Annotated in this window: 12 protein-coding genes and 1 other annotated feature (1 of these 13 running past the window's edge); all 12 genes read left to right on the top strand. The window is 39.8% G+C overall.

Annotated features, from left to right (window positions below; translation table 11 throughout):
- The first annotated feature begins 123 nt into the window (after positions 1-123).
- The 12 genes from polA to thrS all read left to right on the top strand — a co-directional run bounded on the left by polA (position 124) and on the right by thrS (position 13509).
- Positions 124-2751: a DNA polymerase I gene (polA, locus tag LCM09_RS03390; protein WP_404800776.1), complete on the top strand. Its 2628-nt coding sequence runs from the start codon at positions 124-126 to the stop codon at positions 2749-2751.
- Between the two features lie 23 nt (positions 2752-2774).
- Positions 2775-3605, top strand: a complete 831-nt coding sequence (mutM, locus tag LCM09_RS03385; RefSeq protein WP_224878707.1) for a DNA-formamidopyrimidine glycosylase — start codon at positions 2775-2777, stop codon at positions 3603-3605.
- Positions 3606-3670: 65 nt separating this feature from the next.
- Entirely contained in the window at positions 3671-4303 is a 633-nt protein-coding gene (gene ytaF, locus LCM09_RS03380; RefSeq protein WP_224878706.1) for a sporulation membrane protein YtaF, read from the top strand.
- 13 nt (positions 4304-4316) lie between these two features.
- The gene (gene coaE / locus LCM09_RS03375; protein ID WP_224878705.1) at positions 4317-4910 is read left to right on the top strand and encodes a dephospho-CoA kinase; all 594 of its coding nucleotides are present in this window, start codon (positions 4317-4319) and stop codon (positions 4908-4910) included.
- A gap of 197 nt (positions 4911-5107) precedes the next feature.
- Complete coding sequence (locus tag LCM09_RS03370; RefSeq protein WP_224878704.1) at positions 5108-6136, top strand: glyceraldehyde-3-phosphate dehydrogenase; 1029 nt, start codon at positions 5108-5110, stop codon at positions 6134-6136.
- Between the two features lie 277 nt (positions 6137-6413).
- The gene (gene speD, locus LCM09_RS03365) at positions 6414-6803 is read left to right on the top strand and encodes an adenosylmethionine decarboxylase (RefSeq protein ID WP_224878703.1); all 390 of its coding nucleotides are present in this window, start codon (positions 6414-6416) and stop codon (positions 6801-6803) included.
- Between the two features lie 130 nt (positions 6804-6933).
- Entirely contained in the window at positions 6934-7317 is a 384-nt protein-coding gene (locus LCM09_RS03360) for a cytosolic protein (protein WP_224878702.1), read from the top strand.
- 77 nt (positions 7318-7394) lie between these two features.
- A complete protein-coding gene (gene nrdR / locus LCM09_RS03355) occupies positions 7395-7853 on the top strand; it encodes a transcriptional regulator NrdR (protein WP_224878701.1) in 459 nt (152 codons plus the stop codon).
- 97 nt (positions 7854-7950) lie between these two features.
- Positions 7951-9312, top strand: coding sequence for a replication initiation and membrane attachment family protein (locus tag LCM09_RS03350; RefSeq protein ID WP_224878700.1), 1362 nt, complete (start codon positions 7951-7953; stop codon positions 9310-9312).
- Between the two features lie 24 nt (positions 9313-9336).
- A complete protein-coding gene (gene dnaI / locus LCM09_RS03345; RefSeq protein ID WP_224878699.1) occupies positions 9337-10266 on the top strand; it encodes a primosomal protein DnaI in 930 nt (309 codons plus the stop codon).
- 143 nt (positions 10267-10409) lie between these two features.
- Positions 10410-11264, top strand: a complete 855-nt coding sequence (gene ytxC / locus LCM09_RS03340) for a sporulation protein YtxC (RefSeq protein WP_224878698.1) — start codon at positions 10410-10412, stop codon at positions 11262-11264.
- Positions 11265-11571: 307 nt separating this feature from the next.
- Positions 11572-13509, top strand: a complete 1938-nt coding sequence (gene thrS, locus LCM09_RS03335; RefSeq protein ID WP_224878697.1) for a threonine--tRNA ligase — start codon at positions 11572-11574, stop codon at positions 13507-13509.
- Positions 13510-13725: 216 nt separating this feature from the next.
- Positions 13726-13837: a sequence feature (ribosomal protein L20 leader region), on the top strand; it runs 13 nt beyond the window's last position.

Raw genomic sequence — 13837 nt, 5'->3', positions numbered from 1 at the left:
CGCAATCACACCTGTTTTTTCATTCTTGATGCCGTCATGGTAAAATGAATGGACAGGTGTTTTTGTAGTGGAGAATGAAAAAACATACTTACTAGTTAATCGAAAAGAATGGGAGGCTTACCATTGAAAAATAAACTTGTATTGATAGATGGTAACAGTATTGCGTATAGAGCTTTTTTTGCATTGCCCCTTTTAAACAATGATAAAGGTGTATATACAAACGCTGTCTATGGATTTACGACAATGCTTTTGAAAATTATTGAGAATGAATCACCCACACATATGCTAGTTGCTTTTGATGCGGGTAAAACAACGTTTAGACATAAAACCTATACAGAATACAAGGGTGGAAGACAGAAAACACCATCTGAATTGAGTGAGCAATTTCCCGTTATTCGTGAAGTGCTTGATGCATTTAATATAAAACGATATGAAATAGAGAATTATGAAGCAGATGATATTATCGGTACAGTTGCTGGAATGGCTAGTAAAGAAGACTGGGATGTAAAGATCTACTCAGGTGATAAGGACCTTCTTCAACTTGTATCTGATAAAGTCCACGTAGCATTAACAAGAAAAGGAATAACAGATATCGATACATACGATCCTGAATTCTTGAATGAAAAGTACGGCATCACGCCTAAACAAATCATCGACATGAAAGCGCTGATGGGAGATAACTCAGATAATATTCCTGGTGTTCCGGGTGTTGGGGAGAAAACAGCGCTTAAGCTCTTAAAAGAACATCAGACCTTAGAAGGCGTTTATGATTCCATCGATAACGTATCAGGGAAGAAGTTAAAAGAAAAATTAGAAGATAATAAAGATCAGGCGATGATGAGTAAAGAACTTGTTACCATCTTCAAAGAAACCCCTCTTTCAATCGGAATTAACGATATGGTGTTTGAAGGGTATAAAACTGAATCGGTAAGCGGACTTTTTCAAGATTTAGGTTTTAAAACACTTCTTGATCGTATTGGTGGAGAAAGTGTAGAAGAAGAGAAGATGGATGATCTTAAAGTTGAGTTTTTGGAAGAAATCAAAGAAGAACATCTTGCGAATCCATCCGCACTCATTGTAGAAGTGATGGAAGAGAATTACCATAATTCCGAAATACAAGGATTTTCACTCGTAAATGAGAAGGGGAATTTTTATATTCCTGAGGAGACAGCATTGGAATCCGAACTGTTTCGATCCTATCTTCGAGATGAGTCGAAAAAGAAATGGGTATTCGATGCAAAGCGAGCAGTCGTAGCTCTTGGCTGGAAAGGAATTCATCTGAAAGGGATTACGTTTGACCTTGTTATCGCGTCATACCTTCTGAATCCATCAGAATCGACACATGATCTATCCGCTATTTCAAAACGTGAAGGATTTTCGGTGGTTTCCTCAGATGAAGCGGTTTATGGTAAGGGTGCGAAACGAGCTGTTCCAGGTGAAGATGACCTTGCCGACCACTTAGTGCGAAAAGGGTATGCAGTCTATCAGCTGAAAGAGACGTTGGAAGAGCAATTAGACAAGAATAACCAAATAGAACTATTCCATGATTTAGAGATGCCTCTGACCCTCGTGTTAGGTGAAATGGAGACGCAGGGCGTGAGTGTTGACGTCGAACGGTTAGAAAAGATGGGGAAGGATCTAAATAAGAAGCTGAAAGAAATTGAAGAACGTATCTTTGAACTAGCACAGACTGAATTTAATATTAATTCGCCAAAGCAGCTTGGAGAAGTGCTCTTTGAGAAGCTTGAGTTACCTGTTATTAAAAAAACAAAGACAGGTTACTCCACCTCTGCAGATATCCTTGAAAAGCTAGAAAGCAAGCACGACATTATTCCAGAAATCTTACTCTATAGACAATTAGGGAAATTGAATTCAACGTATATCGAGGGATTATTGAAAGTGACATTTAGAGAAACTGGCAAAATCCATACGAGGTTTAATCAGGCTCTCACTCAAACAGGAAGACTTAGCTCTACGGATCCTAACTTGCAAAACATCCCGATTCGTTTAGAAGAAGGAAGAAAAATTCGTCAGGCCTTTATTCCTACCACGAAGAATTGGGTTATGTTTGCGGCAGACTATTCTCAGATTGAACTGCGTGTTCTTGCCCACATCGCACAAGATGAGAACTTGATCGAAGCTTTCCAAAAAGGTGAAGACATCCATACGAAAACGGCAATGAACGTATTTAGCGTAGCGAAAGACGATGTGACGTCTGAAATGAGAAGGCATGCAAAGGCCGTTAACTTTGGTATCGTTTATGGAATTAGTGATTATGGTCTATCTCAGAGTCTAGATATTACGAGGAAAGAGGCTTCCGAGTTTATTGAACGATATCTTGAAAGTTTCCCAGGCGTAAAGCAGTATATGGAGGACGTTGTGACCAAGGCAAAGGAAGATGGCTATGTTTCTACTCTTATGAATAGAAGACGTTACTTGCCAGAAATCAATGCCCGAAACTTCAACCAAAGAAGTTTTGCGGAACGAACTGCAATGAACACTCCTATTCAAGGTACGGCTGCAGACATTATCAAAAAAGCCATGGTTGAGATGGATAAACGTTTGAAAGACGAGAAACTTGAAACAAGAATGCTCCTTCAGGTACACGATGAACTTATTTTCGAGGCGCCTGAAGAAGAGATCGAAACATTGAAACGCATTGTACCCGATGTGATGGAAACTGCTATTGAACTAGTCGTTCCATTAAAGGTTGATTATGAGTATGGCTCCACCTGGTATGATGCTAAGTAGTTCGCATCAAAGGAGAGAGAAATATGCCGGAGTTACCGGAAGTAGAAACGGTTAAACAAACACTGCAAGATTTAATTGTTGGAAAGAAAATTACAGACGTTGTGATCAAGTGGCCAAAGATGATTAAGTCTCCTGATGATAGTGAAGTGTTCAGGATGAAAGTAATCGGTCAAACGTTTACGGGTGTGAAGAGAAGAGGGAAGTTTCTAAAACTCTTATTAACAGATGATGTCATCGTGTCTCACCTTCGTATGGAAGGAAAGTATCGTGTGGCAAAAAGTGATGAAGAATTCGACCATCATACTCATGTGTTCTTTAAGTTTGAGGATGGATCAGAGCTCAGGTACCACGATGTCCGAAAGTTTGGCACGATGCATCTCCTTCCTTTAGGAACAGAAGAAGAGGTTCTACCGCTAGCTCAGCTAGGTCTAGAACCGTTTTCTGATCAATTTACACCAAATGTATTAAAAAGCGGCCTTCAGAAAACAAGGCGGCATGTAAAAACAGTTTTACTTGATCAAACGATCGTCGTTGGACTTGGTAATATTTATGTCGACGAAGCGCTATTCAAAGCTGGAATTCATCCTGAGCGAGTGGCGTCTACGTTAACAGATAACGAACTTGTTACACTACATGGAGAAATTATCGAAACCCTAAGAGATGCTGTGGAAAAAGGCGGTAGCACGATAAGGTCTTATGTTAATAGCCAAGGCAAGATCGGTACTTATCAAGATAGCCTTTATGTTTACGGAAGAGTGGGATTATCGTGCAAAAGGTGTAATGCACTACTGGAGAAAAAAGTAGTTGGTGGAAGAGGAACGACATATTGTCCTAACTGTCAAAAGAAAAGTTGATTCGTAGCGTTGGAAGGGCTCTATTCATATACTATCAAAGATTTTAGTATGGAAGGAGCTCGCCAATGCACTGGGTTTCACTATTCTTTCTCGCCTTTGCTGTAAGTGTCGATGGATTTGGAGCTGGCTTAACATACGGATTGCGAAGGATGAAAATTCCGTTTAAATCGATTATTATTTTGACCATTTGTTCTGCAGTATCCATGCTAGTCGCAATGGGCCTCGGCTCAATTCTACAATTATGGATATCTGAGACGCTCGCTCAGAGAATAGGGGGAGGCATCCTCGTAGCTCTTGGTGGCTGGGTGTTGTATCAAATGGTACGTGGTGGTAGTAGTACTGAGAAAACTGTATCAGAGCGAATCTTACTTCATTATGAAATAAGGTCACTTGGGGTTGTCATCAGTATTTTACGAAAACCAACGACAGCTGACTTTGATGATTCAGGAACAATAACGGGGATCGAGGCAGTGATGTTAGGAGCTGCTCTGTCTCTGGATGCTTTTGGTGCGGGGATTGGGGCATCGATGATTGGATATGCACCTCTCCAAACTGCTCTTTTGATCGCGTGTATGAGCTCGCTTTTTGTTTTTTTAGGATTGAAGTGTGGAAATTTAGCATCGGGAGTAAAGTGGGTCGATAAGCTTTCTTATCTACCAGGTTGTTTACTGATCATCATCGGTTTTATGAAGATGTGAGAGGAGGAAACATATGAATATTGGCCTTACCGGAGGAATAGCTAGTGGAAAAAGTACCGTCGCAGAAATGATGAGGTCCCTTTCTATCCCTGTTATCGATGCAGACATTATTGCAAGAGAAGTTGTGGCGCCCGGTGAGCCAGCATTAGACGAAATCGTCCATGTGTTTGGTGAAGAAATGAGAACGGAAGAAGGAAGCCTTGATCGAAAGAAATTAGGCTCTATTATTTTTGGGGATGATGAAAAACGCTCGAAACTCAATGAGATTATCCATCCTGCTATTCGAAAGCGAATGCTTGAAGATGCAAAGGAATATAAAGAGAACGGTCATGAGCATGTTGTATTAGATATACCACTCCTATTCGAGAGTGAACTTCAATACCTAGTGGATCGCATCCTAGTCGTTTACGTGGATTCCGAAACACAATTAAAGCGGTTGATCGAACGTGACGGTAGTTCGAGAGAAGAAGCGGCTCAAAGAATACGTTCACAGATGCCAATCGAAGAGAAGAAGAAATTAGCCGATGAGGTAATCGATAATACAGGATCAAAGGAAGATACTGAAATACAGCTGAAAACCATAATAGAAAAATGGGATATTCATTAAGGTAAAACACGTCGAAATGGCGTGTTTTTGTTTTGCTATTAGAACCTAATGTGATCCTCTCGAATGTTAACCACCCATATCTCCCCCTTTTTGGGTGAATGGTGTAAATAAATCTTTTAAAATGCATATTATATGTTATACTAATCGTGAGAAAAACAAAAAAGAGTATAACACATAAATGGTGGGAGGAACGCTGGATGAAATCAAGAATAGCGATAAATGGCTTTGGAAGAATTGGGCGTATGGTTTTTAGAAAGGCGATTACTGAAGAGAGTTTAGAAGTAGTAGCAATAAACGCCAGTTATCCACCTGAAACGTTAAGTCATCTGATTAAATATGACAGTATCCACGGAACGTTTGACGGAGAGGTTATTCCTAGTGAAAACGGGATTAAAATAAACGGCAAAGAAATCAAAGTAATAAGTGATCGCGATCCTAGTAAGCTCCCATGGAACGACTTGAAGATCGATATTGTGATCGAAGCAACTGGAAAGTTTAATTCACGCGATGGTGCAGCACTTCACTTGGATGCTGGAGCAAAGAAAGTTATCATTACTGCTCCTGGGAAGAATGAAGATCTGACGGTCGTTATGGGCATAAATGAAAGCGAATACAAACCTGAAGAGCATCATGTTTTATCAAATGCATCATGTACAACGAACTGTCTTGCACCTGTCGTGAAAGTGTTAGATAAATCATTCGGTATCGAAACTGGTATGATGACGACAGTCCATGCTTATACAAATGATCAAAAAAATATTGACAACCCTCACAAAGATTTAAGAAGAGCAAGAGCGTGTGGTCAATCCATCATTCCTACAACAACTGGTGCGGCGAAAGCTATTTCCAAAGTATTGCCTCATCTAGAAGGAAAACTCAATGGCATGTCACTTCGAGTGCCAACACCGAATGTCTCGCTAGTGGATTTAGTTGTCGATCTAAAGAAGGATGTAACAGTTGAAGAAGTAAACGATGCGCTGAAGGCTGCTTCTGAAGGTCCTCTCCGCGGAATTTTAGGTTTCTCTGATGAGCCGCTTGTTTCGATCGATTACAATGGAAACGCTAATTCATCGATCGTTGATGGTCTATCAACGATGGTGGTCGAGAAAAATAAAGTTAAAGTATTAGCTTGGTATGATAATGAATGGGGCTACTCATGTCGCGTTGTGGATATGGCGAAATATGTTGGCGAGAAAATACCCAGCCAATCCGAAGTAAGCGTATAAGTAAGAAGCAGGGCTATGTTCCCTGCTTCTTTTTTTGCATAAATTCAAGGTTTTGCCTATAGACAGAAGAGAACACTATTCCTTTCATTGATAAAATTTTGTAGTTGCAAATCTATTTTAAAAGCCTTATACTATTTTTCGTGAACTTCTTTTATAGCAAAATGGCGTTGAAAACTACTTAAAGGGTTAGGACCTCATCGGACTAACTTTCCCCCGTGGTGGATTTTCAATACCGCATGCTAATCGCATGAGTAAAATTAAAGGGGGATATTTAAAAATGGAAACAATTGGACGACATGTTATAGCTGAATTATGGGGTTGTAACATCGAAAAGCTTAACGATATGAAACTTATTGAAGAAACGTTTGTAGAGGCAGCACTAAAGTCTGGTGCAGAAGTCAGAGAAGTAGCATTTCACAAGTTTGCACCTCAAGGTGTAAGTGGTGTTGTTATTATTTCTGAATCACATTTAACGATTCATAGTTTTCCTGAGCACGGCTACGCAAGCATCGATGTATATACTTGCGGTGACCTTGATCCTAATGTCGCTGCGAACTACATTGCAGACGCACTTGGTGCCGATACTAGAGAGAACATCGAGTTACCACGTGGAATGGGACCTGTGAAACCAAGACTTAGAGAGCAAGAATCAGCGTTTACTTCATAAACTATATGATTGACTCAAGGAGTGCTAGCGCACTCCTTTTTATTATGTCTAAAAACTAAAAGGGGATCTTTGGTGAATTGATTTCTTTCTAGTTTCTTGCTATTCTTATAAAAAATAAAGGGGGAACACTGTGGGGATTAAAGATTTTTTTACTAACAGAGCGGAAACAGCAGAAATGCACCCGAATGATGCACTTAAAACACAATATTTTAAAACAACTAAGGAACAAGGTTATAAAGCAGCGAAGGAAATATTGCAAAATCAATATAAAGGGAAAATTGTAACAGATTCTCTTGATCGTGGAGAGTTCGTGTTTCAGATAAATGAAGGAAAGAAAGCCCTTATCGTTGTAACCGTCGTCTCAGTACGAGCATATAACACGGCGATTGACTTTTCTGTATCTACAGAAACCCCATTACCAGTTGATTTTGGTTTTAGTAAAAAGGTTATAGAAACATCTTATCAAGCACTACAGAAACAACTTACTTTCTTAGGTACTGGGCACTCTAATTAGTTTTAGGAATAGTGCACTGCTTTAATCTGTGCTAAAATAAGAAATAGAAATCTTGTTCGTTTGGTGGAGATGATCTGATGCGTTGTCCCAACTGTAATAATAATGGAACACGAGTACTAGATTCCAGGCCTGTCCATGAGGGTAGGTCTATTCGTAGACGTCGTGAATGTGAATCTTGTACATACCGTTTTACTACTTTTGAAACGGTTGAAGAAATTCCGCTTATCGTAGTAAAGAAAGAAGGAACAAGAGAGGAATTTAGCAGAGACAAAATTCTTCGAGGTTTAATCAAAGCATGTGAAAAAAGACCAGTTCCTTTAGAAACTCTTGAAAAAGTAGTAAATGAAATTGAACGTGAACTACGAAACCAAGGGGCTTCCGAAATAAGCAGTGACGTGATTGGTGAGCTTGTCATGGATCAGCTCGCTAGGGTAGATGAGGTTGCCTATGTAAGGTTCGCTTCAGTATATCGTCAATTTAAAGATATCAATGTGTTCATCAAAGAACTGAAAGAATTGATAAACAGAGCGGAGTGAAGAAAGAGAGCTTAGATTAAGCTCTTTTTTTGTACGTAAAGAAGACTAATTATAGTAGTGAAGTACAATAATAAAGAAGAAATTAAAGGTGAAGCATATGCATTGGAAAGAACTTCTCCCTGTTGATACTCTACAAGTGGAGGCTGTGGGCCTTTTGCATGAGTATGACAGGAAAATATTAACCCTTTTGTATCAGCCTCTGATAGGCGCAGAAGCTTATAGTTTATATATGACGCTTTGGAGCACGTATGAGCATCAAGTCTCTAGCCCTTCTACTATGACGCATCATAGTTTAAAGGTTATGATGAGGTGGGATCTAAAGAAAGTTCTTGAAGAAAGAAGGAAATTAGAGGGAATCGGTCTAATGAAAACATATTTAAAAAAGGACGACGACCCGAGACATTTCGCTTACGAATTAAACCCTCCTCTAACACCAGAGCGTTTTTTTAATGATGGTGTTCTAAATATTTATCTATATAATAGACTCGGAAAAAATCGCTATAATGAGTTGAAAAAACACTTCTCGCATCAGCACATCGATCTTGACGCGTACACGGACGTTACCGCGTCGTTTAATGAAGTTTTCGATTCCCTTCATCCATCTGAAATGGTGTTAGCTGAAGAAAGTGAAGAGACGGATGTTGCTGTTGTCGGTAGAACTGATAACAAAGGGCTCGTGTTCAGTTCGCCTCAATTTGATTTTGAAGTGATGAAGCAGCATATTTCTGATATGATTGTATCAAATCAAATGCTAACTAAATCTGTTAAACAGACGATTGAGCGCCTTGCATTCGTCTACAAAATCGAACCATATGAGATGGCAAGAATTGTAGAACAAGCAGCTATCCATCATGATCAGCTAACTGAAGATTTGCTGCGTAAAGAAGTTAGCAGCTGGTTCGCGTTAGAGAATAAAGGGAAAGTACCTGCGCTCCAAATGAGAAAGCAGCCAACAGAATTACAAGAGTTTCATAAAAAAGAACCATCAACAAGTGAGGAAAAAGCTGCGCAACGTTATGAACAGATGACCCCATATGATATCTTGCAAAGAGCGGCAGCAGGTGGCAAACCTTCTCAAGCCGATATGCGAATGGTCGAGCGAATTATGGACGAGCAGAACTTAAATCCGGGTGTGATGAACGTTCTCTTGGACTTTATTCTAGAGACACAGGACAAGAAGCTCTCTAAGAATTACGTTGAGAAGTTTGCGAGCCATTGGGCGAGAGCAAATGTGAAAACGGTTAGAGAAGCTATGAATTTAGCGATTAAAGAATTGGAACAACCTTCTCCTAAGAAAACGGGTAAGCAACCTAACCGAAACAGACCTTCCACAAGAACAGATAAAGTACCGGAGTGGATTTCGAATCCTAAAGAACCAGAAATGGATGAAGGAGAGCGCGAAGAAAAGCAGAAGCAGTTGCAGAAATTCTTAAGTAAATACAAGAAAGATAAAGATTAGAAGAAGAAAGCGGGTGAAATCGAGATGGAATCTATTCAAGAATCTTTTAATAAAATGCCTGCAAATAACAAGATTCAACAGCAGTATAAGGAAATGAAGAAGGCGATTATGGCTGACCCTCATATTCGTTCGTTTTGTGAAGAACATGAGGAAGTCGATGAAAAAATGATCGACCGAAGTCTTGCGAGGCTCTATGAATACACAACTCAAACGAAAGGTTGTGAAGGCTGTCCTGGACTTTCCGAGTGTATTAACATGATGGATGGATATGAACCTGAATTATTTATTAATCGAACGGTGATCGACATTCGGTACAATCGTTGTCCTACAAGAATTCAGGAAGAGGATAACAAGAAGCGTAATGAAATGGTGAAAAGTTATTATATTCCTAAAGAAATCCTTAATGCTACTTTCGCTGACATCGATGATGATGGTGGGAGAATTGACGCATTTCAAGCAGCTGATCAATATGTTGAAGAGTTTGTCCCAGGTGAAACGTCGAAAGGACTGTATATCCACGGAGGCTTTGGAGTAGGAAAAACTTTTCTACTCGGTGCGATCGCGAATCAGCTTGCAAAAGAAAAAGGTGTGCAATCTCAGTTTATCTATACACCCGATTTCTTTAGACAAATGAAGAGTGCGATTCAAGATCAGTCGATCGATGAAAAGCTAAACTTCTTAAAAGAAACCCCGCTTCTCATATTAGACGATATAGGTGCAGAAAATATATCGACATGGGTTAGAGATGATATATTAGGAACCTTGCTTCAATATCGAATGACTGAGGGGCTGCCTACACTCTATTCGTCTAACCTTGACTATGATTTACTTGAGGAGCACCTTGCTTATTCCAATAAAGCAGGCGTTGAATTAACGAAAGCAAAGCGAATTATGGAACGTATCAAACATTATACAACGCCTGTTTTTCTAGAAGGGAAAAACAGACGAAAGTAAGCAGCGCGCAAGTGTGCTTACTAGCAAATCCCTGAAAGTTTTAAGAGTCTTCCACTACTCGTGGAAGGCTTTTTTTTGTTTCATTCATCTTTTATGCAGTAAGACCATATAGTCTCTAATAAGAAGGTGGACAGGAGGGAGAAATGTTGATTTCACTTACGTTCAAAAATAAAGCAGACTTTGAATTTGTACATACAGCTTTAATTACTCGTTTGAGAGGAAGTAATAAAAATACGCTGGTAGATGATGCAGAATTGGTTTTATCGGTATCGATCGAACCATATGATTCCAGAACGTGTTTTGAAATTGCTGATTGCCTCGCTCTCTGTATTAAGACCACCTATGAAAAAACATGGATGCAGAATATACTTACGTCTACCTATTACTTTAAAGATATGGGAGAAATAGATGAAATCTGCGCTTTGGCTAGAAGTATTGGAGATGGCGATCGGATTGACGTTCCGAGGACAGAAGCTTATCGTGAGCGGTTTACTGTTCTCAGAGATGCAGCTTTTTGTTGTGTTGAACAAGGCGGTACGATTTCGTTTGACTCTTTTCTCGTTTTTCGTACAAGACCTTACCAAAAACTCCTCTCAGCTTTAGTTGCAGAAGCAATTGATGAATATAAACTCGAACAAGAATATCAGAATTTCATCGAAGATCTTAGACAACTTCTTCAGCTTCGATCATCGATGAGAGAAAAAATAAACCTTTTATACGATGGGAGCTATCATTTGGTAGATGATAGTGGCGATAAACTTAAGCTCAAAAGAAGTGAAATGTATTTTGAGGAACTACCGAATGAGTTAACGACAGATGAAATCGATCCTGATATTTTGTTGCCGCTTTTATATTTTGCTCCAGACAAAATCAATGTTTTTACAGATCATATGGAAGAAGGGTTAACTCAGACGATTTGTAATGTCTTCCAAGAACGACTGTGTTTTTTCCCATTTCATATGTCTAAAATATTTTTTTCTGGAAATCATGAGAAATAGGCTTGATTTTATGAAGACGACTACTTATAATACCTACATAAACATATATTGAGAATCGTTATGATAAGGATACGAGATACTTTGTCAACTTTCAGAGAGGGATGAACTGGTGCGATCATCCTAGTGTGAGGAGTATACTTACCACCTTTGAACACCGCTCAGGAAATAGGGCGGCGTTTGTGCTACGTTACAGCAGTCTGAGCCGCCGCGGATTATCTCCTGGCGGGAAGCAGGGTGGAACCACGAGATCAACACTCGTCCCTTTTGGGATGGGTGTTTTTTATATGCAAAAAAAGGAGTGAAGAGCATGGCTGAATTAGTAAATATTACATTTCCTGATGGTTCTGTTAAGGAATTTAATAAAGGAACGACAACTGAAGAGATTGCGAGTTCAATTAGCCCAGGTCTTAAAAAGAAAGCTGTTGCAGGTAAATTAAACGGTGAAACGATCGATTTAAGACGCGAAATTGAGGAAGACGGCGCGATCGAGATCGTAACTCCTGAAAGCGAAGCTGGACTAGAAGTTCTTCGTCACAGTACTGCTCATTTGATGGCACAAGCGATCAAGCGTCTTTTCAAAGATGTGAAGCTTGGTGTTGGGCCTGTAATCGATAGCGGCTTTTATTATGATATTGATTGCCCTGTGTCTATTACACCGGAGGATCTTCCTAAAATCGAAAAAGAAATGAAGAAGATTGTGAATGAAAATCTTGAGGTCAAACGTAAGGAAGTAACTCGTGATGAAGCTAAGAAAATGTATGAGGACATTGGTGATGACCTTAAACTAGAGCTTCTTGAAGCTATTCCAGCTGACGAAAAAGTTACGATTTATGAGCAAGGTGAGTTCTTTGATCTTTGTCGTGGTCCTCATGTTCCATCAACAAGTAAGATCAAAGCGTTTAAATTGTTATCAATAGCTGGAGCATACTGGAGAGGGGATAGCGATAACCAGATGCTTCAACGTATTTATGGTACAGCTTTCCCGAAACAGACTCAGGTTGAAGAATATCTTCAATTGTTAGAAGAAGCGAAAGAACGCGATCACCGTAAGCTAGGAAAAGAGTTGAAGCTCTTTACAATTTCACAAGAAGTTGGTCAAGGATTGCCAATCTGGCTTCCTAGAGGTGCTACGATTCGCCGTACGATCGAGAGATACATTGTAGATCTTGAAGAACGTTTGGGATATAACCATGTTTATACACCTCACTTGGCAAACGTAGATCTATACAAAACAAGTGGACACTGGGAGCATTATCAAGAAGATATGTATCCTCCGATGAAAATGGATGAAACAGAGGAGTTGGTTCTTCGTCCGATGAACTGTCCTCACCACATGATGATTTACAAAAATGATCTGAAGAGCTATCGTAGCCTTCCTTACCGAGTGGCTGAACTAGGTACGATGCACCGTTATGAGATGTCTGGCGCATTAGCTGGTCTTCAGCGAGTACGTTCGATGACTCTTAATGACGCTCACATCTTCTGTCGTCCTGACCAAATTAAAGAAGAATTCATTCGCGTTGTTAAACTTGTTCAAGAAGTGTACGAAGATTTCCAGATCAACGATTACTATTTCCGACTTTCTTATAGGGATCCAGAAGATAAGAAGAAATACATCGATAATGATGAAATGTGGAATAAAGCACAGGCGATGCTGAAAGACGCTATGGATGATCTTGATGTCGAGTACGTTGAAGCTGAAGGTGAAGCGGCGTTCTACGGACCGAAATTAGACGTTCAAGTCAAAACTGCACTAGGTAAAGATGAGACGCTATCAACAGTTCAGCTTGATTTCCTTCTTCCTGAACGCTTTGACCTTTCTTATATCGGTGAAGACGGCGGTCAGCACCGTCCGGTTGTCATCCATCGTGGCGTTGTTTCAACAATGGAACGTTTCGTTGCTTTCTTGATTGAAGAATACAAAGGAGCATTCCCTACATGGTTAGCACCAATTCAGGCAGAAATTATCCCTGTGTCTGACGTACACCTTGACTATGCGAAGAAAGTTCAAGAGAAGCTTCAGCGTGAAGGCATCCGTGTAGAGGTTGATGAAAGAAATGAGAAGATGGGCTACAAGATCAGAGAAGCACAGATGCAAAAGATTCCTTACATGCTTGTTGTAGGTGATAAGGAAGTTGAAGGTGAAGCAGTTAATGTTCGTCGTTATGGACAGCAAGATTCTGAAACAGTTGCCCTTAGCGAATTTACTTCGAATCTAGAAAAAGAAATCAAAGAAAAGAAATAATTTTAAAAGCCGGCTTTCATGCCGGCTTTTTTATGTTATGCTAGGAAAGTCATCTGATAAATCCTTTAGACAATATCATTTTTTCAAAAAACCCTTGTCAGCGTCAGGAAAATCAGATATGATAATCAAGTGCGCTTCAAATGAATTCTTTCATGTCGCCTTGACATAGTTTGAAACAGCATGGTATACTGTCTTAGGTAATTAAATATCGGGAAACAAAGCAAGCAGAAGCGCCCGCTTCTCACCTGATTGACGCCATTATGGTAGTTTGCAGGTATCATTGTTTATGTACTATGTAGAGAATGTGTGGGTGTCGTATGCGCCGACG

The sequence above is a fragment of the Guptibacillus algicola genome, assembly GCF_020171805.1.
GTDB lineage: Bacteria > Bacillota > Bacilli > Bacillales > Guptibacillaceae > Guptibacillus > Guptibacillus algicola.
The sequence above is the reverse complement of the archived record's forward strand: the minus strand, read 5'-3'. Positions and strand labels throughout refer to the sequence as shown.